Source organism: Paenibacillus sp. Soil724D2 (assembly GCF_001427935.1).
In the GTDB taxonomy this organism is placed as follows: domain Bacteria; phylum Bacillota; class Bacilli; order Paenibacillales; family NBRC-103111; genus Paenibacillus_E.
Genome location: NZ_LMRY01000018.1, coordinates 33,966 through 57,006, shown reverse-complemented (window position 1 = coordinate 57,006; position 23,041 = coordinate 33,966). Strand labels below are relative to the sequence as shown.

Below are 23,041 nucleotides of genomic sequence, written 5' to 3'. Positions count from 1 at the left end.
ATCGAAGCACAAGAAGAAGACCAAGATGGCAAGCCACAGGTCTTCTTTCTCAAGTAATGGCCGTCTGCCTATCCTTTTACGGATCCTAACGTGATTCCTTTAATAAAGCTTCGCTGCAGCATTAGGAAAAAAACGATCATCGGAATGGCTGCCAACGACGCCCCCGCCATGGCATAGCCGTAATTCACGTTGTTCTCGGAATACGTAATCGTCGAGATGCCGAGAGGGAGCGTCAGCTTCTCCTTGGATTGCAAAATAATAAGCTGCCATAAATAATCGTTCCACGTGTGCATAAAGGCGAAAATCGATAGCGCCCCAAGCGCTGGCAGGAGGAGCGGCAGTACGATCGTTGCAAACAAACGAATTTCGCCGGCGCCGTCTATTCTAGCTGATTCAACGATTTCATCGGGAATCGATTTGGCAAACTGCCGTACAATGAACACCCCGAACGGAAAGGCGATCGCAGGCAGGATGACCCCCAAGTAGCTGTCAATCAAGCCGAGCTCTCTGCAAATGATGTACAAAGGAACCAGTGTAACCTGAGTCGGCATCATCATCGTGCCAATGACAACAAGGAAAAATAATTTATCACAGGGAAATTTCTTTTTGGCATACGCGTATCCCGCCATTGCTGAGAAAACAACGACAAAAACGACAGTTACCAAGCTCGTAAACACACTATTGAACAACCACAGCGTCGCTGGCGTCGTGGAGAAAATATGCTCATAGTTAAGAAGTCTGAACTGGGATGGGATCCATTCCGGGGGAATAGCCCAGATCGATACCTGAGTTTTAAAGGAGCCTGTAATCATCCAATATAACGGGAAAACAAAAACGATTGAAGCCAACAAAAGCAACGCATACCTGGAAACAACCTGTAATTTCATCTGCTTCAATTCTCCTCTACCCTAATCTACGCTGTTATTTTAGTCCGATTTGGATTTCATGAGTCGGAATTGCAGCAGCGAGATTACTAAAATAATAAAAAACAGGACGACGCTTTGAGCCGATGCTTTACCAAATTCCAGAGATACGAAAGCTGTCCGGTAAATGGTGTACACGAGTGATTCCGTTCCATGATACGGACCGCCGCCGGTAAGCAAATGGATGACGACGAATATTTGGAACACGCTAATGGTCGAGGTGATCACAATTAATACCGTTGTATGGGAAATCATCGGAAGCGTGATACTAAAGAACGATCGCAGCGGACCAGCACCATCGATTTCAGCAGCTTCATACAACTCTTTCGATACGCCATCCATCGCCGACAAATACAAGATAATAGGCTGACCGACCATCCAAGTGAGAACAACCCCGGATAGCGCTAGAATCGCGCTCAACTGCCCTGAAAACACATCAACCGCACCGAAACCGAGCTTCTCTGAAAAATACTTGATAATGCCAAAGCTAGGATTATACATCCAGCCCCAGACCAAGGAAAGTACGACCGGCGTGCTGACCACCGGCAAATAAAACACGAGTCGAAAAAAGCTTTTGCCAAGCTTATGGAATCCCTGCATCAATGCGGCGAAGACTAACGAAATGACGACGACGCAGGGAACGATGATCAGAACGAAATAAAACGTGTTGACAAACGCTTTGCGAAACAACTCTTCCCCGAATAAACTACGGTAATTTTCCAATCCAACGAAAGTGGAGGAATAAATGTCAGCTTCAAAAAAGCTTAAGTAAAACGTATAAAATAACGGAAGAATCATAAAAACAGTTAAAAATACCAGGTTAGGCCCGATAAAAAAATAACTCCACATCCATTCACGAAGCTTCATCTGCAAATCACCTCAGCTATCTTCATCATATCGTAGGCAGTTAAAACACTTTCGTCCCAGTACTGTGAGACAGACTAGGACGAAGTGACTTCACAGACCGTATTCTTCTGAATATACTTCGATAAACATTTTTCTCACTTCTTGGCTGCCAGTTCGTTTGCATTTTTCACGAAATCGTCAAGTGCCTGTTTCGGACTCTTTGCTTTCAGAAAAGCGGCTTGCATTTCCGGATAAAACTTTTGTCTTAGCGTAGAGAAGTACGCTCTGTTCTTACCTAAATCGACGATTTCCAATTTGTTAAGCTGCTCGAACAACTGGGAGGCATCTTTATTCTGAATCTCGTAAGTGCCTGACTTGCGCGCTGCTATCCCATAAGTCGCCTTGTTAATCGCTTTAATATTTTCCGGCTTGGTCAAAAACTTCACGAACTCGATAGCCATTTTTTTCTTTTCCGAATCGTTCTGTTTAAAAATCGCGTACCCGTTTTCGCCAGTAACTGTGATCCGAGGCGTCACCCCTTCTTTCACGACGGGGATGATTCCGAACGGCTCCACGGACGGATCGACCGCGCCATTCTTCTTCCCAACTTCCAGATCACCGTATACTGGTGATGTGTGATTCAAAACGGCCAGCTTGCCTTGCTTGAATAGCTCAAAATTCGCATTTACATCCATGGTAGCGGTGCCTGGGGCAACCAGCCCTTCGTCTTGAAGACTCAGCATGAAGGTTAGTGCTTCGACACCTTCGGGACCGTTAACGGTGTACTGCGTGAAATCCTTGTTCGCCCACTGGGCGCCGGCGGAAAGCAAATTGCTAACCATCAGTTGGTCCGCTTGCTCGCTTTTGGCAAAATAAGCGATGCCATACGTATTTTTATCGGCCACCTTCTTTAAGGCGTCCTTCATTTCATTCCAAGTCCAAGAGCGATCCTGTGGCACAGATACCCCTTTTTTCTCGAAAATGGTTTTATTCAAGAAGACAACCTGCGGAACACTCCCTAAAGGTAGCGCAAGCAACTTCCCATTGATCGTACCCATGTTGAGAAACGCTTCTTTCCAGTCTGCCTTATCCTCTTTCACGACATCATCAAGCTCTTCTAACACACCGTTTCGCGCATGCTTGCTGATCCGAATCGGTATGTTATCGTACAAAACATCTGGAGGATTATTGCCCGCGACAGCTACGTTAACCTTCTGCTCGATGTCTGAGAACGGCACGGATTCGACTTTCACCGTTACATTCGGGTGCAGCTTTTGGAATTCTCCTGCCTTCTGCTTCTCCCAATCTCCATAATTCTTGCTATCGTAGCCTTCAATATCCTTAAACCCCGTGCCTGCCCACATGGTTAGCGTCACTGGCTTGGCGTTACCGCCTCCTGCTGCTTCTCCGCCGGCTTGCGGCTTGGGATTCGACGTGCATCCCGCTGCAACACCCGTAATTAATAAAACGACGACTCCCTTTTTCACTAAATTCTTCATATTGTCACCCCTGTGTCTTTTGTGGTTAACAATCACAATAAAACAATAAAGTAATTTGTTACTTTGATTATAAAGAACAATGCAGCACCGTTTAAACATGCGTATATTAGCATTTTACAATACATATTTAATTTCTTTGGGCAGCATTATTGAGAAAAACATCCCGAACCGACAGCAGCGCTTCAACGCCATCCATGATCCGAGATGTCTCTTTACACTTTCCTCAAAACAATTCACGATGGATTTTGACAACAAGCTTCACTAAGTGAACGCCGTCCCCAGAATGGCAGTTAGGGCGGTGAACTTCCCCAGGCCAATATATGCTGAAATCTCCTGCCCGGAGCAAAATGCGCTTCTCGTTCTCAACATGCTCAAAGAGCGCGTAATCGCTCTCCTCCAGCCGATCTTCCACCGCGCTGTTGTTGCCAGAGGCCGTGGCGAAACCCTGCCACTCCTCTCCTTCCACTACGAGATGGATGTCTGCGTGCTGCGCATGGATTTCAGCAAGCCGTTCCTCAAATGCTCCAGTCGTCGGACTCTGCTTCATCACGTACATCAGCTTTCCTTCAATCTCGAGCGAAGACGGCATGTCAGCGACATTCACTTTGGCGACGAATGAGAGCGCGCGGCGCACAGCATCCCCGTATTGGCATTGGTTTTGCTCCCACTGGTTCATCGTATCAAAAATCAAAGCGATCTCTCCTAACGTTCGGTGTTCGCAACGAATCGGTAACGGCGCAGTACATCACTCTGCGCATAGAACGTCTCGATCTGCTCCCGCTCTTCGGCAGTGAATTGCTTCAATGGCTGACGGACGACTGGCGTTGCCAAGACGCCTTGAAGATACAGCATGTATTTCTCATAGGCGAGAACATCGAACTGAATCATGTGCGCTATTACCTTGTTGGCTTCCGCTTGCATAGACTGCAACGACGCCATAGGCGGGTTCTCCTCCGTCGAGATAAGCTCATACATCTGAGCGAACAATCCGGGCATCATATTGAACGTGCTGCCAATGGCGCCATTTGCACCTGCATATGCGCCGCCAGTATAAACTTCGTCATGTCCGTTATAGATAAGGAATTCTTGTCCGCATCTTGCGCGAATTTGCTGCATTTCAAACAGATTAAGTGAAGTAAATTTGACGCCTATACATTGCGGATGACGGCTCATCTGCTCGTAGAAGTCCATGGACAGGCTAACTCCCGTTGCACCAGGGAAATGATAGACGATCATTGGCAGTGACACAGCCGCCATGATCGATTCGTAATGCTCACGTATTTCTTTCATTGACACTTTATAATAAAACGGAACGACCGCGGATACGGCATCGACGCCTTGAAGTTCGGCATGCTTAGCCAGATTGATCGATTCCATCGTACTGATGCATCCAACATGCGCAATAATGGTTACGCGCCCGTTTGTAATCCGGACGACCGTATCCAACACCAGCTTGCGCTCTTCAGTTGTCAAAATAAACCCTTCACCGGTGCTTCCGCCTACGTAAAACCCGTGAATTCCTTGCCTGATTTGATGCTCAACCAGACGGGCTAGAGAATCAAAGTCGATAGCACCATTCTCGTGCATCGGAGTCAGCAGTGCTGTAAAGATGCCGTGAAACGCGTTGCGGTTTTCGATTGTCTTAGTCATATATTTTCCATCTCCCTTGCGCCACTGCGCATCATGTAGTTAGGTAATGACTGTATTGTAGCTCGCAAAGCAGCAGCTCATATTTCAAATTTTTAATATTCCTATCATTTCTTTACGAAAACGAAGCAGTTATAATGGTGCTACAAAGATCAGGAGGCGAAACAGCGTATCATGTACCCTCAATACCTTTTCGAATACCCGAATATCGACTCGGACTTTCCTTTTCATATGAAGAAAAAGAAGTATACCTCGGTCCCTTCCCATCGTCATGATTTTATCGAATTCTCATTCGTGCTGGAGGGAAAAGGTAAAGAACGGATTAACGGGACCGAGCATGACATGCTGCCCGGCACGATTGTACTCCTGCTTCCTTATCAGATTCATGAGTACCAAGCCGATGCAGACGAGACACTGCTGATGTATATTTGCAATTTTGATATGAAGCTGCTCACTTCAGGACCTGAATCCGCTTGGGGCCTGCATGAGTTTTTACTCGGCCGTGACAACACCCAGCCGGCTCACATTCAATTACAGGGCAAAGCTTACGAGGAAGGCCTCCGACTGTGGGAACGCATATACAATGAACACGATTCATCATTGGCCTGGAGGCCGATCATGCTCAGATCTCTGCTGCTGGAAGCGTTGTCGTTGTTTGTCCGAAACAGCGACAACCACGAAACAGCACGGACGGAGAGGCAGCGTACCGTATCCTCAAAGGACATTTGGTCCGTCGTGCAATATGTTTACGATCATTATTTGGACCCATTATCCTTAACGTCATTATCCGAACAGTTTCACATTCATCCGACCCAATTGAGTACGCATTTCGGGGAATCGTTCGGCATCCACTTTGTTGATTTCCTGCATGAGCTTCGGATTCGCCATGCCTGCAGCCTGCTGATTTCTTCCAATCTGCCCATCTCTCACGTAGCGTATGAGTCCGGATTTTCCTCATATCCCACGTTTTCACGTACGTTTCTGCGCATTAAAGGGATGACACCGAGTCAATACCGGAAGCAGCAGGAACGAAGACACTGAACCTAAAGCCAAGAAATTTCCGTCAAGATTGGCACAAAAGTAGGAACGAACAACCATCCTACAAACACCCTCCAATTGTTTGCGTGCAATCAAATATGCTACAATACTAACAATTATTGTCTCATGGGGGTAAGCGAAGCGATGCTGAAGGAATTTAAAGATTTTGCGTTCAAAGGGAATATGGTAGATTTAGCAGTTGGGGTTATTATCGGGGGCGCTTTCGGGAAAGTCATTACGTCTATCGTGAATGATTTGATCATGCCGCTTGTTGGGCTGCTAATTGGCAAAGTGAAGTTCAATGATCTATTTATTTCATTAAACGGCGTTCATTACAATACCCTTAAAGATGCGGTTGCAGCCAGTGCGCCTACCTTTAATTACGGACAATTTATTTCAACTTTCCTAGACTTTTTAATTGTTGCTTTTGTCATTTTCCTTGTTATTAAACAGCTTAGCAAGTTCCGTAAAAAAGAAGAGCCGAAAGAAAAAACAGTAACATCCAAATCTTGTCCGCACTGCTTGTCCGAAATTCCCGTACAAGCTACACGCTGTAAGTTCTGTACTTCAGAGCTGTCATCAGGTACTGCTGTGTCAGGGAGCATTCAATAAGGTATGGTAAAAAGCCCGAATCGGATTACATCGATTCGGGCTTTTTGGTGCGCAGATCGGCGATCTCGCCTTGCGCAAAAGCGTTTGTCTGCAGCAGCTCAAGCAGCTGCCTCGCTGTAGCTTCGGGCGATTGCAGCTCGCCCTGCTCTTTGAGCTGGACGAACCTGCTCACCTGCGGGAAGTCCACTTCTTCAGCAGCGCGAATCTCCCGCTGCATATCCGTGTCAACCACACCCGGCGCGATGGAGTAAATCTCCACCGGGTGCGGTTGGTTCATCTGCTCGACGCCTACGCAGCGCGTCAGCATATCGAGCCCGGCTTTGGCGATGCAGTAGGCACCCCAGCCGGGGTAAGGCTTCTTCCCCGCGCCCGAGGAGATGCCGACGACCCGCTTCATGATCGGCCACGCCTGCGTGAGCCGAATGAAGCTGTTCGTCAGCAGCGCGGGCGCGATGAGATTGACCTGCAGGCTGCGCTGCAGGTCGTCATGGTCTGCTCGGCCGATCGACGTCATCGGCTCGAGCATGCCAGCATTATTGATGAGCGTGATGGAATCCGCTTCATCCACCGTGCAGAGGATTCGCTCCATGAGCGAATCCAGGCCTTGCGTGTCCGCCAAGTCGTAAGCGTGGAAGGTAAGTGTACCTTCCGCGCGCAGCGCCTCTTGGCGCAAAGCTTCACTGTAGCTGCGAGAAATGCAGTGAATCGCAGCTCCCTGTTGTAGAAGCTGCTGAATGATCGCAGCACCGAGTCCTTTTGAACCGCCTGTAATAATATACGTTTCCATTTACGGCACCTTTACGACAAACGGAACTGTTATCACTTGACCATCCCGTTGAAATTCGCCCCATATTTTATAAATTCCACTCTTCGGAAATGATGTCTTGAATTTGGCTTCTGGCCCTGATGATTTCTCATCTACAGGATGAACATGCAGATATTGGTCTGCTTTCTCATCAAGAATAACCACATGTCCTACTGCACCTAAATAGGGCTGTAAATTGGTTATTGCCGCTTTCGTAGCTGCATCCTTAAAGGTATAGGTCAAATTCAGGTCCATTCCTGCCATGAGATGATCAGCCGCCAGCGATATCTCCATACCATTCACCGTTGCGGTAAGCTTACTGTCTGGCTGCAAGGCTATGGCTGGCGCAGCTTCTCCACCTGCTTGGATAACGTGACTTTTGACTATTTGCGCTTGCCCGCTAGGTTTAAAGTCAGCGAACAACTTATAGTTCCCGCCTGCAGGAAGCGCTGTACGAATCGTGAATAGTCCCTTACCTTGATAGGTCGGGTGAATGTGCTTGTAATAGGAAAGATCCTGGCTAACCAGAATAAGATGCATCTTTTTCTCATGGTTTAGGTCAAACTCATCTACAGATTTCCCATCTTTATCAAGGATCTGTATCGTCATCTCAGTTTCTTGTTTGGCTTGTACGGGGTCAGACGAAAGCTTAAATACGGCCTGAGTACCGTCTTTATCCGCCGATTCACCGCTGCCATGGCCAGCATGTTCCTGTTCTTTATTTTCTGAATGAGCTGAGTGTTCGGTGGTTGTTGCTTTACCACAAGCACTCAATAATATAGCCGCTGTGAGGAGAATTACGCCTATTTTCTTCATCATTGCACCACATCGTAGCCTTGCTCTTCGATCGCATCTTTGATCGCTTCCATGCTAAGCTTACTTTCATCAAACTGTACTTCGACTTCTTTGTTAGCCAGATTCACTTTGCCTTCTGCACCCAGCTCCTTCACCGCTTTCTCAACCGAATTCACACAGTGATTGCAGGACATTCCATCAACTTTCAAAATGATAGTAGACATTCCAACACTCCTTCTATTATGTTAAATGATCTCATTAGGGTATTCATTGTTTGAGCAGTTCATCCACAACGGCCTTTGGCTTCTTTGAATACCGATATTAGATTTATAGTATACCCCCCTATCCTATATTGTCAAGTCTCATAAAAAAAGAACCCGCTGCCTGATCGCAACGAATCCTCTCTCATTAAGCTACTAGTTGAGCACGCCTAAACTACTCATTTCCTCTTCCATCTCTCGTCTTAACGACAGCTTATCATGATCTTCCATAAAAGCGGCATCTACGCCATTCATGATCAGTTTAACCAGCTCCGGTGTTGTAAAGCCAAATCGCTCTTTGAGTACCCGGTATTCATTCGTAATATTGGTTCCGGATACACTGGGGTTATCTGTATTAATCGTTACGACCAGCCCTTGCTCCAAGTATTCGCGAATCGGATACGTTTCCCAACCGGAAACGGCCTTCGTTTGGATGTTGCTGATCGGGCACATTTCGAGCGGGATACGGCGATCCTTGACCATTTCCAATATGGACTTGTTCTCCTTCAATCGAACACCATGCCCAATTCGAACAGCGCCGAGATTCGTAACGGCCTCAAACACGTTCTTCGCTCCCGCTGCTTCTCCAGCATGGATTGTGACTGGAATACCAAGTCTTCCAGACTCCGCAAACACCTCCCGGAAATATTCCGGCGGATACGACGCCTCATCACCAGCTAAATCGACAGCGACTAAGCCTTTCCCTACATACTTAGCAGCCGCTTCGATCACTTCTAGGTTGCTTTCGCAAGAGTGATTTCTCATGCAAATCGCAATAACGCCGACTCTCACAGCAAAATCACGCTGTCCCCGCTTCATTCCCTCTACCACATGATGAATCGTTTCCTCAACCGTCAAACCGGTGTTCCGGTGCAGCTGCGGTGCGAAACGAACTTCTACATATCTGCAATTATGCTCAGCGGACTGTTCGACAACCTCATAGGCAACCCGCTCCAAGGCTTCAGCTGATTGTAAAAACCGTGTAGTAAAATCAAATTTGCTTAAATATTCAATGAGACTCCCACACTCCTCACCTACTCGCATATGCGGAATGAGTCCATCTTTATCATAAACAGGGAGTTCAATACCTTGCCTACGAGCGAGATCCAGAATCGTCTCTGGCTTCACACTGCCATCCAAGTGCAAGTGAAGATCAACCTTGGGTAATCTCGCTAATAGATCGTTAGCCCGCATGTTATTCATCTTCCATCTCTCCTTTTTCTTTCATTCTCGTAACGCGCTTTTAAAGAATTTTAATAACTTTACTCGAATGTTATGATTATGTCAATATACATGACAATATTTCATTTTATTAATATATGCGTCAGGTATAATGACATTGCATGAATTTCTGGAAATAAAAAAGATCCACACAAGGATTTATTCATTCCCCTCTGTGGATCTCCTATTTCATTTTTCATTACGATGAATCACTTTCAACGCTTCCCGCACGCTTAGCGGCGAAAGCTCTGTACTTGCAACGAAAGACTGCACCGCCGCAGGGTCTGTCTTCGAATACTCACGAAGCGCCCAGCCTATTGCTTTGCGGATGAAGAATTCCTTCGAATCGGCCATGCGCCTGATACAGCTAAACAGAAGCGGTACATCCGTCCGTTGTTTATATTTTAGTTGGAACAATATCGCCGTTCTTTGCAGCCACATATGATCCGAAGCCAGCCACTTATCCACATAGGATGGAATCAACTCAGGAAACCTCTGCAAATGAAAGCCGATTAAGTGATCAGCGATCATATCCACGGTGTCCCACCACGATTTGGTCACGACGAAATGCTCCAAGACATCGATATGCTCCCGTTCTGCAGTCTTTCGCAGCCCAGTTAGGACCAATAATGCCGTGTAGGCAAACTCGCGCTCCGGCAACTCCCAGAGCTGTTCGGCAACTTTGACCCCCTCCTCACCCTTGGGGAAGCCATGTTCCTTGGTGAATTGCTTGGTCAATGCTACTCGTTCTGGATTTCGGATCCCGAGAAATGGGAAATGATTTTTCATGTAGGCTTCCATACTTGGCGCATTTGCCTTGTTGCGGTGCTCTCTAAGCCAAATCTCTAGCTTGTCCGTATAAGGGGATGCCATCGGTTACGTGCCTCCTTTTTAACCTATCAACTATAGGCTTTATTGTAGCAATTCCAAAGTAATTCGGGTATGCTTATAGCAGAATTTTTCATATAGACTACTTATCGGATCGGAGAGAACTACATGACTTACAAACTAGTTGCCGCTGACTTAGATGATACGCTGCTGCGTGATGATCTAACCATCTCACAAGAGACTATTGATGCAATGCACCAAGCTGTTGCCAAAGGAGTAACCGTAACGATTGCAACGGGAAGAAGCTTCCCATCCGCAGCCAAGATAGCCAACCAGATCGGACTTAATGTTCCGATTATCACTTATCAAGGCGCTTTAATCAAAAATCTACTTGATGAAGAAGTCCTCTACGAGCGTACAGTTCCAGTTGAAAGCGCCCGCCTCCTGCTCGATTTCTGTGAAAAACGCAACCTTCATTTACAGCTTTACCATGGGGATGAGCTTTATGCAGGTGAAGATAACGATAAAATTAAAGCCTACGTGCGTCTCTCCAAAACGCCTTATATCATTGGTGATCTGCGCCAATGGATTGATATCCCGCAACCTAAGATGCTTATCATCGATACGCCGGAAGTTTGCGACCAACTGCGCGAAGAGCTGCTGCCTCTGCTCGGAGACAAGCTGCACATTACGAAGTCCAAACCGCACTACTTGGAATTCATGCACAAGGAAGGTACCAAAGGGCATGCGATCACTTTCCTTGCTGAGCATATCGGCTGCTCCTTAGATGACGTTATTGCCCTGGGCGATGCTTGGAATGACCGTGAAATGCTGGAAGTAGCTGGACTTGGCGTTGCCATGGACAACGCGCTGCCGCAGCTCAAGGAGCTGGCGAACTACGTGACGAAGAGCAATAACGACGATGGCGTCAGACATGTTATTGAAAAGTTTATTTTGAATACGTAAGAGCTGATAGCGTTAAACCGATTCCATCTGCATGGTCCACATGCGGCGGAGTCGGTTTTTTATTTACAATCACTTGTTTTTGGGGACATATCCTGTCCTTCCGGCTTATATATTACAATAGAATCAGACAATCTCCGGAGGTGTTTCCACATGGGAAATTTCCCATTAACGCTGCGCTCTCTCTTTGAACGTTCACAAACCCTGTTCCCCAAAAAAGAGGTTGTTTCACGTACAAGCACCGGTATCCATCGGTATACGTACGCTGATTTTGGGAGACGAGCGAAGCAGTTATCCAGCTCCTTGCAAGCACTTGGTGTAAAGCCTGGAGATCGGGTTGCTACTTTTGCTTGGAATCATCACTGGCATCTAGAGGCTTATTTCGCCATCCCCTGTATGGAGGCTGTGCTGCACACCGTCAACATCCGACTCCCCGCTGAGCATATTGCGTATATTCTTAATCATGCGGAAGATCGTTTCCTCTTCGTTGATGAGACCTTACTCCCTATCATCGAGAAGATTCAGGATCAACTTACGACGATAGAAGGCTATATTTTGATGACGGACAAAAAGGAATTGCCGCCTACTTCTTTACATCCCGTCTATTTATATGAGAACATGATAGAGGGCGGCGACCCTCAGTATATATACGCTGCCGATATAAATGAAAGCGCTCCCGCAGGCATCTGTTATACATCTGCGACAACGGCTAATCCCAAGGGTGTGGTGTATTCCCATCGCGGGATCTACCTGCATTCCCTCTCCATTGGCTTGGCGGATACACTAGGACTCTCTGAACGCGACATCGTTCTGCCTATTGTGCCGATGTTTCACGTTAATGCTTGGGGACTTCCATTCGCGTCTGTCTGGTTCGGCAGCAAGCAAGTGCTTCCGGGACCTTCGCCGACACCGGACATCCTGCTTCGTTTGATCGCTGAGGAGAAAGTAACGATTGCTGCTGGTGTTCCAACAGTATGGACAGCCGCACTTAAGGTACAGGAATTACTGCAAGTAGACTTATCATCCCTTCGCGCAGTTATCTGTGGTGGATCTGCTGCCCCGCGCAGTCTGATTGAAAGCTACGAGCAGCGGCTCAAGGTTCCATTCTATCATGCCTATGGGATGACAGAAACGTGTCCTCTCGTTACCGTAGCCCGCCTCAAAAGCTATCAGGAAGAGGCCTCATACGATGAACAGTACGATGCGAGAGCTACTCAGGGCCTGCTAGTGCCTGGACTTGATATGAAAATCGTCGGACCTCGTGGTGAGGTAGCTTGGGATGGTAAAGAAATGGGTGAAATCCTACTGCGCGGGCCATGGGTAGCTACGGAATACTACAAAGATGCCCGAACGCAGGAATCGTTCCAGGACGGTTGGTTTTACAGCGGAGATATCGCGGTTATTGATCCTGAGGGATTTGTGAAGCTGGTGGATAGGGCCAAAGATCTGGTCAAAAGCGGCGGGGAATGGATCTCGTCTCTCGACTTAGAAAACGCATTAATGGCGCATCCGAATGTGTTCGAGGCTTGTGTCATCGGCGTGCCGCATCCCAAATGGGGTGAACGGCCTCTCGCCTTCGTCGTCCTGAAAGACGCCGCATTACAAACGGATGACAACAAAGAAGATTTACTCACCTTTTTGGCAAACAAATTCACGAAGTGGTGGATTCCGGACGATGTTGTGTTCCTCCACGAAATACCTAAATCGTCGGTCGGTAAATTTATGAAACGCGAGCTTCGCGAGCAGTATCAAACCTACTTTACAGGAGACTAGATCGCAATGAACAATTTCGAATTAGAGGGCTTCCGCTTTTATACACCAACGAAAGTTCGTTTCTGTGAAACCGATGCGAACGGACACCTGAGTCACCTTTCTTCTGTCATTTACATGGAGCAAGCCCGCTGTGAGTATATGAATGGTTTGGGTTTATTTTTTGCAAATGCGGATGGTAATCTGGCTGATAAAACCTTCTTTCTCGTCAGCCAAAGCGTCGAATATAAGTCTCAAGCTCATTTTAACGATAACCTCGATATTTATATGAAAGTGAGCCGGATCGGCACTTCATCGATTGAAACTCAGTATGCCATTGTTAAGCGGGAGAATAAGCAGCTTGTGAGCTTCGCTACCAGCACTGGCGTCTATGTCGATGTTCATACACAAAAAGGCACCCCGCTTCCAGAAGATTTAGCAAGCCGGATCGAGCAATTCGAAGCTGCGTTCCTAGAGCAGCAGCAATAGAGCAGCATTCACAGCATTAATTATTAGCAGCGTAAACTGATGATGGAGGGCGCGATGGATATGTTCGATTCAACCTTGCTGAAGGATAAAGTTATTCTTATTACAGGCGGCGGTACCGGTCTGGGGCGAGCAATGGGCGAGAAATTTCTGACGTTAGGCGCTAAACTCGCGATTACCAGCCGACGCGAGGAGGTACTTGCTAAAGCAGCTGCCGAAATGGGTAGTGATGGCAAAGAAGTATTCTACAAAAGCTGTGACGTGCGTGACCCGCTTCAAGTTGCCGAGATGGTGGCCGCTGTGGAACAGCACTATGGCCGTATCGATGTATTGATTAATAATGCAGCCGGCAACTTCGCCAGCCCGACAGAACATTTATCTCCTCGCGCCGTGGATGCGGTGCTGAATATCGTCCTTCATGGGACGTTCTACACCACGTTAGAAGTGGGCAAAAGATGGATCGAGCAAGGCGTCGGCGGTACGATGCTGAACATCGTCACCTCTTACGCCTCCACCGGCTCGGCTTTCGTTGTACCGTCGGCTGCGGCCAAGGCCGGCGTGCTTGCGCTGACGCGCTCGCTTGCCGTTGAGTGGGCGCGGCACGACATCCGGCAAGTCGCCATCGCGCCGGGGCTCTTCCCGACCGACGGCGCGTGGAGCCGACTGGCTCCGACGCCTGAGCTGTCGGAGAAGCTCTTGAACCGCGTGCCGCTGCGGCGGGTCGGTGAGAAGGATGAGCTCGCGAACCTCGCGGCTTATCTGATTTCCGACTACGCCGCCTACATTAACGGCGAAGTGGTCACGATCGACGGCGGCGAATGGCTGCAGGGCGCCGGGCAGTTCAACGATCTGCTCGAGGTGACCGAGGAGCAGTGGGTTGGGCTTGCGGAGATGACGCGCAAGGGCAAGTCATGAGTGGTATGTAGGATCATTTGCTTAATCGTTTGCGTAATGTTGTATTTCATGCAACATTACGCAAGTTAATCTGTGTTTTCCCCGTGAATGTTGCAAATAATACAACAATTTTAGCCGAATAGTAGCTTTTCAGCGATAAAAAGGCTAAATTGTTGCACGATATGCAACATCTTCTGCTTGTCAGGGAAAAAATCAAGGAAATTGTTGTACGATGTACAACTTGCCTTCCTATTACCCTACCTGTTTACCTCAGTTTACCTACTTCCCCTATTTCCTTATTTACCTATTTTCTTTTATCTATTTTCTTTTACCTATTTCCTTTTATCTATTTACCTATTATCTAATATCCCAACGAAAGTCATCTTGCGGGCGGGGATCTTTTTTAGCTTTAAGGGTGCCGCGAGAATAACCTGCAAAATATTTCCAGGTAATATCTTCTATGATTCATTCAAGCAGATTGATTCGAACAAACCAAATTCCTACCAGATGATTTGGCTTTATACAGAGCCTTATCTGCTTCTTCTATGATATTCTCATTGGTATCAGGGTATGTGGCAACGCCTACAGATACCGTAATCTGTATGACCTTCCCCTCATTCAGCAGAAATTCCTGGTTTTTGACAGCCATTCTAATTCGCTCCCCAATGATTAAGGCATGTTTATGTGGACAATCGTATAGCAAGATAGCGAACTCTTCCCCACCGATACGTGATACGATATCGAAAGAGCGAGAGGCATCTTTTAACAATTTCCCCAATTGTTTTAACACCGTATCCCCATTAGGATGACCGTAGGTATCATTCACTCTTTTAAAATGGTCAATATCAATGATCATCAAGGTCAAGGCTTCGTCCTTATCCTTTGCTTCCAGCAATAAAGAATTGAATGCCTCATCAAATGTACGATGGTTATTGAGCTCAGTAAGAAAATCAAACGTAGCTGCCTTTTCAATCATTTGGAAATGGGTTTTCGCTTTAATCAGAAATTGTGTCAAATAAGCTGTTAACGTTCCGCCTAAAGTCATCATTATCAAATAGATAAGGGACGGAATCGTACCCTTATTCCCCATATTGATATGAAAAGTGATGATCGTAAAGAGATTGTTAACCAATAGAGCATACGTCCATTTTTTCCAATAGGATAGGTTCCTTGTACAAACCAACCCAATCATAACCGAAATTAAAAGAGTGTTTGAAGCAGCAAAAATGGTAGCAGGACTTAGAGCGCCAAATGCCAATAAGCGCATAAGGGAGATAATGATCCCCGTAACTATGGCAGAGTAAACTCCACCGAATAGTGCCGCTATCGTAACTGCCAGATGTCTAAAATCCAAAATCGTACCGTTCAGCTCAACTGTAAATTCCATAAGGACAATACCTAAAATGCCAGTTAAAACACCTATATGAAGTCTGGTATACAGAGTAGTAGGCGTACCTAAGTTCCAATCCTTATAAATCACTTGACTGGTCAAAAATAAATAAGCGGTGACGATAGAGAAATTGGCAATCAAATCCTGTAATGTTTCAAAAGTAATGTCATTCATGCTATCCCCCCTCCAAAATCGTAGCATAATTTTGTTAGTAAACTATGAGGACGAGCTTGAGGGATGGTCATGAACACAAATAAAAATCGCCACCCTTAGGATTCTTTTTCGGAATCCAAGGATGGCGATTTTAGTTATCCTTTGACAGCACCAGCCGTCATTCCCTTCATGATCTGCTCCTGGAACAGCAAGAACACGATAATGGTTGGCAGTACGGCAATGGCAAGTGCAGCCATCGTCAATTCGTAATCGGTCATATACCCTGTAGCAAAAGCAGATAAACTCAGCGGCACTGTCTTAAGCGCAGGCTTGCTGATAAAGACTAACGCGAACGCAAAATCATTCCAAAAACGTAAAAATCCTAAGATCGCAACCGTAGAGAGCGCTGGCAAGCTAAGCGGAAGCATCATCCGAAAGAAAATGCCCCAATAGCCAGTGCCATCGATTAACGCCGCTTCTTCAATTTCTTTGGGAATCGTAATTAAATAAGCCGCGATGACGAAGATGGCTAATGGCAGTTCAAAGGCCACATAAGGTAAAATGAGTGCACCGTACGAGTTCAGCAGGCCGATTTTTTTCATAATAATAAATAGAGGTACGAGTGTACTATGGATTGGAATAAGCATTCCGAGTAGGAATAAGCCCATAAAAAATGGCTTCCATTTAAATTCAAAACGCGATAAAACAAAGGCTGCCAACGCTCCAATGACTAGGGTCAGTACCAGTGAGGCCACCGTCACTACGGTAGAGTTCCAGAGTGAAAGGCCCATTCCTGATACTTTCCATGCCCGGACGATATTGTCCCATTTCCAAACAGTCGGCAGTAAAAAGGGCCGCGAATGAAATTCCTCATTGGACTTTAAAGCACTCATAAATAACCAAATCAACGGGTACAGTGTGACAAGTGCATACAGGGTCAAACAGACGTTGATGACACCGCGCGCCCACCCTCTTCGCTTCTTACCTCCAGCGGGAAAACCCGTCTGCATCGATACTACCTGCTCCATAGATGTCCCTCCTGAGAGAATTTATTTCCTAACGATAGTCTCGTTTCATGAGATATTGGCTGCCAACGATTAAGAACAAGCTAAGAATAATAATTGCCGTGGAAATGGCGCTGCCAAAACCGAAACGATACACATTGAATGTGCTGTTGTACATATAAGAAGCAAGCAGTTCCGTGGAGTGCGCCGGTCCACCGCCCGTCATGACATAAATAAGATCGAACGCCTTCAAGCTTCCGGATATGCAAAGCACAACGGCCACCTTGACGGTATCCCAAATCATAGGCAATGTCACTGCAAACAATTTGCGCACCGGACCCACGCCGTCCAGCTGAGCGGCATCTTCAATCTCCGGTGAAATATTCTGTAGTGCGGCAATGAACATAATCATGTATGGACCAATATAATTCCAGATGATCGGCACCATGAGCGCGAACATCGATACTTTCGGATCGGAGAGCCAAGATTTCTTCCAGCTATCAAGCCCGATACCCTCTAGTAAGAAGTTGAGAATACCGATTTGCGGGTGGTAAATGTATCCCCAGATGATCCCGACAACAACCGAGGATAGCACCATGGGCATAAAGACGGAGGCTCGAATAACACGTTGAAATAGCGTACTGCGCATGAGGAGAAGCGCTAATACCATAGCAATCGGTACCTGACCGAAAACGGAAGCTCCAACGATAAGCATGTTATTTTTAAAGGCTTTCCAGAAGATTGGATCTTGGATCACTTCTGCGTAGTTGTCAAACCCGATAAATTTGGCTGCTCCGATACCTTTCCAGTCGAAAAAGCCGTAGTACGCCGACCAGAAAATCGGTACAATGACAAAAAACAGATAGAGCACTAAGGCCGGAAGCAGCCCTATGGTAATGAATCCTCTGATTCTTGCGGATACGGTCATAACTTCCCTCCTTGCTATCTTTTTTGAAAAAAGGCTCCAGCCGGGCTTTGGCTGGAGTCCTGTGGCCATACATTATTTGCCGACGGCTTTGGCTTGCGCGTCTTGAATTTTTTTGGCAATGTCCTCAGGCTTGCCGCCCATAAGGAGCTCTTGAAGACCATTGTTCACGACATCGGCACTAGCGGAGCTAAGCTTGCCATCGTAAACTGGCGTTTTCTTGACCGTGTTCATCATTTTGTACACTTCTGCAAACAAGGAAGATACTTTGGTTGTATCCAAATCTACTTTGTAGCTAACGAGCTGGTTGCTTTCCAAGATGGCTTTCTGTGCTTCTGGGCCAGACAAGGTATAGATCAGTTCGTAGGCTGCGGCTTTCTGAGCGCCGGTAACTTTCTTACTCATCCCAAGTCCTGTTCCTACTACGCCTGAAAGGGTGTTCGGATCACCTTTGCCGTTAGGCACGGTTGGCAGAACGGTAACAGCCATGTTAGCTAATGCTTCTTTGGATGTATTCGACGCTAAGTTCGGTAATGCCCAACCACCATCGATCATCATGGCCGCTTTACCTTGAGCAAACATTTGTTCCATTTGTGTATTATCAATGCTGTTGAAGCCTTCTTGGAAAGCGCCAGCCTTACCAAGCTGTTGAAGATACGTCAAGGCTTGAACGAATTCTGGATCCGTAAATTTAGCACCATTCTGATCCACTGCTTTCAGGAACCATTCCGTACCCGTTACACGGTCTGCAAGTGAGCTGAGAATGCTGGACTGCGCAACCCATGCCGCTTTGTTGCCAAGTGCGATTGGCGTAACATTATTCTTTTTGAACGTATCCACCAGCTTCATGAGATCGTCCCATGTCTTAGGCGGCTGTACATTATATTTGTTAAAGATTTCTTTGTTATAGTAAAGGATCGAAGTAGGAGATAGAGCCATCGGTGCGCTGTAGGTTTTGCCTGAGATCGTGAAGTCATCAAAGGACCCTGGCATAAAACCGTTCTTCCATTCCGCTTTGCTATCCAACAGCTCATTAATCGGCTGAATCAAGTCACCACTGACGAATTCCTTGGTCATGACACCTGGCCACATCACGAAAAGATCTGGCATTTCATTAGCGGCAGCAACTGTTTTCAACCGCGGACGGTAACCATCGGGCGGAATTCCCTGTATATCTAATTCGACATTCGGGTGATCCTTCTTGAACTTCTCCATATATTCACGCATCGTTTTGGCGCGAAGATCTTCGCCTGTATAGTTGTGCCAAATCGATAATTTTACTTTCTCAGCTGGTTTGGCTGCATCCGTCGATTTGGGAGACGTGGTACCAGCCGCACCCTCTTTTGTTCCACTTGAACCACAACCGGCTAAAAAAGCTAAGACAACCGTAGACGCCAGTGTAACGATCAATGACTTTTTCATTTGTTTAGACCTCCTAAAGTTTTCTTAGATACATAAGCTCAAGCTCTCTCTATGAACTTTAGTATAGTGGACATATTCAGGAGGGGGTACGGGAGAAACTTCGGAGCAGTGGGGGACATTATTCAGTCTTTATTCCCATGTCGAAATTCAGACGGCGTTCTTCCTGTATACTTTTTGAACTGCTGCGTAAAGTATTTGATATCTTCATAACCAACTCTTCTGGCAATATCGCTGACTTTGGTCTGAGTGCCCTGGAGGATATCCGCAGCGCGTTTCATCCGTTCCTGAGTGACGAATTCGATATACGTACAGCCTGTCTCCCGCTTGAATATCTCGCTAAAATGATTGGGATTCACATGGACGAATCCAGCCACCTGTTGAAGTGAAATCGGCTGATGCAGATTGTCCCGGATATAGGCAATGGACTTGTGAATATAGGCGTAGCGATTCTGATCCAAGCCTTGATGAAAACGCGTCATTACGGCAGAAAGCACCTTAAAGACTTCATCTTCTGGACGCCCTTCCCCCTCATAGGTAGGGAGTGTACTAAGAGGAACCGTCCCCTCTTGGGAAGAACTGGCCCTTTCAAGCCATCGATGACCGGCTATGATCATTGACTGCAAATAGCCCTGCACCGTCAGCGGCGTCGCTGCGGCATCTTCCATTAGAGCCCGCACCTTCTGATTCACCCAGTGTCTCAGCTCTGTGGCATTGCCGCTCATCAAGATCGCCGTAAGCTCCGATTCTTCCTTCTCGGTGCAAACCGTACGACCTCCGCTGCGCTCCCTGATATCTTCAACAGTAAACAGTCCTCGTGCTCCTAGCAGCCCTTGGTAAGTAAAAACTTCTTTCGCCGTACGATAAGATTCCTGTAAGCCTTCGTAATCCTGCGTTACAGTTCCAAGTGCTGCAAAAGCCGAGCATTTGAGTGTTTCGGTAACGCGTTTAAGAGCCTTTGTCAGCCCAGCTTGATCAGTAAGCCCAACTTCGTGACGCACGACAAGCAGCAAATGGTCCTTTTTCATAAGCGTAACGCACGGGAGCAGCTCGAGGAGGATATTCTCTGCGGCTCCTTGCAGAAGCTCCAAGATAGGCGTCTCCCCCCATCCGGATACAGAGATAAGGAGAACTTGCATCGCTGCAGACTCACCTGACTCTGGGTGAACATCTACACCATTCTTGCGAAACCATACTTGCAACTGTTCCTGGGCTTCCCTATCGTCGTTCAAGCCCCTTTTGAGCACCCGTTCTAACAACTGATTGCGCAGTGCAGCCTGTTGAAGATTATCCTGTTTAATCGACTCCCATTTATCCATAATGTTCTGCTTCGCTTTCAGCGCAGCTTTAATAATCTCTTCCGGACGACTTGTCTTCAGCAAGTAATCGGTCACACCTTCGCGCAGTGCCTGCTGGGCATAACTGAAGTCATCGTAACCCGTCAGGATAACGATCTCCGTATCCGGCAGTATCGCTTTCACCTCGCGTGCAAGCTCGATACCGTCCATACCTGACATACGAATATCGGTCAGCACAATATGCGGCTTCTCTTCAGGAATACGCTCCAAGGCTTCTTCAGCGGAAGAGGCGGCCGGAAGCAGTTCTAGACCGAGCTCTTTCCAATCAATTACGGTACAAAGGCCTGTTCGTATAATAACCTCATCGTCTACAATCAAGATTCTCATGTCGCTAGTTCTCCCATCCAAAGAGGAATTGAAAATGAAATGCTCGTCCCAACGCCAGGCGTACTCTCAACAATAAGCCCAGACTCCGCTCCATAATGCAGTAATAATCTCCGGTGAACATTGATGAGTCCGTAGCTAGTAACAACTATCTTCGATTCTTTCGCGACTTCGCTTAGCATGCCCAGCTGACGATTGGCCAAAGCGAGCTGATCTTGAATCGCGCGTTGCTTCGTCTCATCCATGCCTATTCCAGTATCTTCAACAACGAATTTCATTTGACTATCCTTCAGTTCTCCGTGCACATAAATGTGACCCTTCGCTTTTTTCTTCTGGATACCATGAATAAGACTGTTCTCAATCAACGGCTGTAGAAGCAACTTCAACATCGAGGTTTGCACCATCGCGGGATCGATAAAAAATTCAATCTCAAACTGATCAGGAAACCGAATAGCTTGTATATAGGCATAATTCTGTGCATGAGAAATTTCCTGCTGAACGGCGCAAAATTCCTCGCCCTTATTCAAACTAAATCTTAAGAAATCACTGAGCGCACCCACCATTTCAGCAATTTGTCGATCCTTATTCATTAAGGCAATCCAATGTATGGAGGAAAGTGTATTATACAGAAAGTGCGGATTAATCTGCGCCTGCAGAGCCATAATATCCGCTTCCTTTTTCATCGCTTCGTTCAGCTGTACTTGATCCTTCAGTCTACCTATCCGTTCACTCAGCTTATTATAACTGTGGACAAGCAGTCCGACTTCATCGACGCTTTTCACCTCATAGGTAGGAATCGTCTCATCTGGATTCAGATCCTTCAGATATTTGGTCAGTTTTATCAAAGGCTTCGTTACCCATTGCAAGAAGTAGAGCACCATTCCCATTGCGAGCAGCAGTGCAATTACAATCGTAACAGCTGTCACTGTAAGCACGTAACCATTTTGCTTTTGATAGATCTGTGTAGGGATGAAACCAACCAGTTTCCATCCTAACCGAGGAATCGGATTAAACAGAACCGTGTGCGGCTGTTCGTCTCTTTGTACGTTGAGCACACCGCTTGTCTCCGTTAGCTCACCCATTTTCGGAAAAACTTCTCCGACAGTTCGTGCTAACCAACTTGGATCGCCACCCGACATGATCTGATCATACTGATCTAACAAAAGAACGAACCCGCTGCTTTCCCATCCTGCACCTGTCAAATAACGCCCGATTTCTGCCTGATCAAGCGAAACGGTAAGCGTACCTACAGTCTTGAAAGTACTGACGTCACGAATGGGTCTGACGAGTGAAATGACCTTCTTCGGTCCGTCCGATGTTTGAATTTCATACAGTGGAGACCACCATTTGGAAGCTAGCTTGTAAACGGATTCATATTGCTGTGAGAGAGGAAATAATCCTGAATTGGTTATGGTCGTTGTAGAAAGTGCAGGGTTGCCGTTTTTCGGTGTAATCGTAATGTTGGAGATGTATTTTTTGGAATACGATAGATTCCATAAGGTGCCCACGATAAGAGAATAGCTGTTGACGTCCCCTTCTTCGTTATTGAGATACGTTTGAATATCCTTTTGCCCGATCAGAAAGACCGACATATTCTCAACATCTTGAATAACAAAATCAAGCTTATCCGACATTTGCTTCAGCGTGTTCATGCCCGCCTGCTTCGCTTTGTCCTCCGTCACCGATGTTGCGATGCTATAGGAAACAATCCCCATTGAAAGCAGGGGTAATACAACCGCGAACAAAATAAGCAAAGACAGTTTACGTTTCAGGGATTTGGCAAACCAGCGTCTCATGGGTGTTCCCTCCTTCGGTCTTGTTTTACATATTAACATGAGCATCGCTAGAAAATCATACTTTTTTTCAGCTAAACAAACTTTTCGTTTGACATTCAATCGGTTT

At 46.7% G+C, this 23,041-nt stretch carries 22 protein-coding genes; 6 read left to right on the top strand and 16 right to left on the bottom strand.

Annotated features, from left to right (window positions below):
- Positions 1-68 precede the first annotated feature (68 nt).
- The 5 genes from ASG85_RS17295 to ASG85_RS17275 form a co-directional block, all read right to left on the bottom strand.
- The gene (locus ASG85_RS17295; protein ID WP_060647205.1) at positions 69-887 is read right to left on the bottom strand and encodes a carbohydrate ABC transporter permease; all 819 of its coding nucleotides are present in this window, start codon (positions 885-887) and stop codon (positions 69-71) included.
- A 39-nt stretch (positions 888-926) separates the two neighbouring features.
- Positions 927-1,790: a carbohydrate ABC transporter permease gene (locus tag ASG85_RS17290; RefSeq protein WP_060647203.1), complete on the bottom strand. Its 864-nt coding sequence runs from the start codon at positions 1,788-1,790 to the stop codon at positions 927-929.
- 134 nt (positions 1,791-1,924) lie between these two features.
- Positions 1,925-3,268 (bottom strand): ABC transporter substrate-binding protein, encoded by a 1,344-nt coding sequence (locus tag ASG85_RS17285; protein WP_060647201.1) that lies wholly within the window; start codon positions 3,266-3,268, stop codon positions 1,925-1,927.
- Positions 3,269-3,491: 223 nt separating this feature from the next.
- Complete coding sequence (locus ASG85_RS17280; protein WP_060647200.1) at positions 3,492-3,959, bottom strand: YhcH/YjgK/YiaL family protein; 468 nt, start codon at positions 3,957-3,959, stop codon at positions 3,492-3,494.
- Between the two features lie 11 nt (positions 3,960-3,970).
- On the bottom strand, positions 3,971-4,918 hold the full coding sequence (locus ASG85_RS17275) for an N-acetylneuraminate lyase (RefSeq protein ID WP_060647197.1): 948 nt from the start codon (positions 4,916-4,918) through the stop codon (positions 3,971-3,973).
- 171 nt (positions 4,919-5,089) lie between these two features.
- Between ASG85_RS17275 and ASG85_RS17270 the strand changes: the two genes are divergently transcribed.
- Both ASG85_RS17270 and mscL read left to right on the top strand, forming a co-directional pair.
- Positions 5,090-5,956 carry a helix-turn-helix domain-containing protein gene (locus ASG85_RS17270; RefSeq protein ID WP_060647195.1) on the top strand — a complete coding sequence of 289 codons (867 nt, stop codon included), beginning with the start codon at positions 5,090-5,092 and terminating at the stop codon, positions 5,954-5,956.
- A gap of 141 nt (positions 5,957-6,097) precedes the next feature.
- On the top strand, positions 6,098-6,565 hold the full coding sequence (gene mscL / locus ASG85_RS17265) for a large conductance mechanosensitive channel protein MscL (RefSeq protein WP_057303350.1): 468 nt from the start codon (positions 6,098-6,100) through the stop codon (positions 6,563-6,565).
- Between the two features lie 25 nt (positions 6,566-6,590).
- Here the strand turns inward: mscL and ASG85_RS17260 are convergent, their stop codons facing one another.
- The 5 genes from ASG85_RS17260 to ASG85_RS17240 form a co-directional block, all read right to left on the bottom strand.
- The gene (locus ASG85_RS17260) at positions 6,591-7,352 is read right to left on the bottom strand and encodes a (S)-benzoin forming benzil reductase (protein WP_060647194.1); all 762 of its coding nucleotides are present in this window, start codon (positions 7,350-7,352) and stop codon (positions 6,591-6,593) included.
- A complete protein-coding gene (locus ASG85_RS17255; RefSeq protein ID WP_235550154.1) occupies positions 7,353-8,189 on the bottom strand; it encodes a hypothetical protein in 837 nt (278 codons plus the stop codon).
- On the bottom strand, positions 8,186-8,389 hold the full coding sequence (locus tag ASG85_RS17250; protein ID WP_060647189.1) for a copper ion binding protein: 204 nt from the start codon (positions 8,387-8,389) through the stop codon (positions 8,186-8,188). The genes ASG85_RS17255 and ASG85_RS17250 overlap by 4 nt, the downstream gene beginning before the upstream one ends.
- 192 nt (positions 8,390-8,581) lie before the next feature.
- Complete coding sequence (gene add, locus ASG85_RS17245; RefSeq protein WP_060647187.1) at positions 8,582-9,628, bottom strand: adenosine deaminase; 1,047 nt, start codon at positions 9,626-9,628, stop codon at positions 8,582-8,584.
- Between the two features lie 207 nt (positions 9,629-9,835).
- Positions 9,836-10,519, bottom strand: a complete 684-nt coding sequence (locus tag ASG85_RS17240; protein ID WP_060647185.1) for a DNA alkylation repair protein — start codon at positions 10,517-10,519, stop codon at positions 9,836-9,838.
- Between the two features lie 123 nt (positions 10,520-10,642).
- On the opposite strand from ASG85_RS17240, the gene ASG85_RS17235 reads away from it, so the two are divergent.
- The 4 genes from ASG85_RS17235 (at position 10,643) to ASG85_RS17220 (ending at position 14,587) form a co-directional block, all read left to right on the top strand.
- Positions 10,643-11,440, top strand: a complete 798-nt coding sequence (locus ASG85_RS17235; RefSeq protein WP_060647183.1) for a Cof-type HAD-IIB family hydrolase — start codon at positions 10,643-10,645, stop codon at positions 11,438-11,440.
- Between the two features lie 150 nt (positions 11,441-11,590).
- Positions 11,591-13,210, top strand: coding sequence for a long-chain fatty acid--CoA ligase (locus ASG85_RS17230; protein ID WP_060647181.1), 1,620 nt, complete (start codon positions 11,591-11,593; stop codon positions 13,208-13,210).
- A gap of 6 nt (positions 13,211-13,216) precedes the next feature.
- Complete coding sequence (locus ASG85_RS17225) at positions 13,217-13,675, top strand: acyl-CoA thioesterase (RefSeq protein WP_057303342.1); 459 nt, start codon at positions 13,217-13,219, stop codon at positions 13,673-13,675.
- Positions 13,676-13,735: 60 nt separating this feature from the next.
- Positions 13,736-14,587, top strand: a complete 852-nt coding sequence (locus ASG85_RS17220) for an SDR family oxidoreductase (protein ID WP_060647225.1) — start codon at positions 13,736-13,738, stop codon at positions 14,585-14,587.
- Positions 14,588-15,035: 448 nt separating this feature from the next.
- Here ASG85_RS17220 and ASG85_RS17215 read toward each other — a convergent pair whose 3' ends face one another.
- The 6 genes from ASG85_RS17215 to ASG85_RS17190 all read right to left on the bottom strand — a co-directional run bounded on the left by ASG85_RS17215 (position 15,036) and on the right by ASG85_RS17190 (position 22,935).
- A complete protein-coding gene (locus ASG85_RS17215; protein ID WP_060647179.1) occupies positions 15,036-16,130 on the bottom strand; it encodes a GGDEF domain-containing protein in 1,095 nt (364 codons plus the stop codon).
- A 134-nt stretch (positions 16,131-16,264) separates the two neighbouring features.
- Positions 16,265-17,137, bottom strand: coding sequence for a carbohydrate ABC transporter permease (locus tag ASG85_RS17210; protein ID WP_082562171.1), 873 nt, complete (start codon positions 17,135-17,137; stop codon positions 16,265-16,267).
- Positions 17,138-17,165: 28 nt separating this feature from the next.
- On the bottom strand, positions 17,166-18,041 hold the full coding sequence (locus ASG85_RS17205) for a carbohydrate ABC transporter permease (protein WP_060647177.1): 876 nt from the start codon (positions 18,039-18,041) through the stop codon (positions 17,166-17,168).
- A 72-nt stretch (positions 18,042-18,113) separates the two neighbouring features.
- On the bottom strand, positions 18,114-19,460 hold the full coding sequence (locus tag ASG85_RS17200; protein WP_060647175.1) for an extracellular solute-binding protein: 1,347 nt from the start codon (positions 19,458-19,460) through the stop codon (positions 18,114-18,116).
- Positions 19,461-19,582: 122 nt separating this feature from the next.
- Positions 19,583-21,142: a response regulator transcription factor gene (locus tag ASG85_RS17195; protein WP_060647173.1), complete on the bottom strand. Its 1,560-nt coding sequence runs from the start codon at positions 21,140-21,142 to the stop codon at positions 19,583-19,585.
- Positions 21,139-22,935, bottom strand: a complete 1,797-nt coding sequence (locus tag ASG85_RS17190; protein WP_060647171.1) for a sensor histidine kinase — start codon at positions 22,933-22,935, stop codon at positions 21,139-21,141. The genes ASG85_RS17195 and ASG85_RS17190 overlap by 4 nt, the downstream gene beginning before the upstream one ends.
- Positions 22,936-23,041 lie beyond the last annotated feature (106 nt).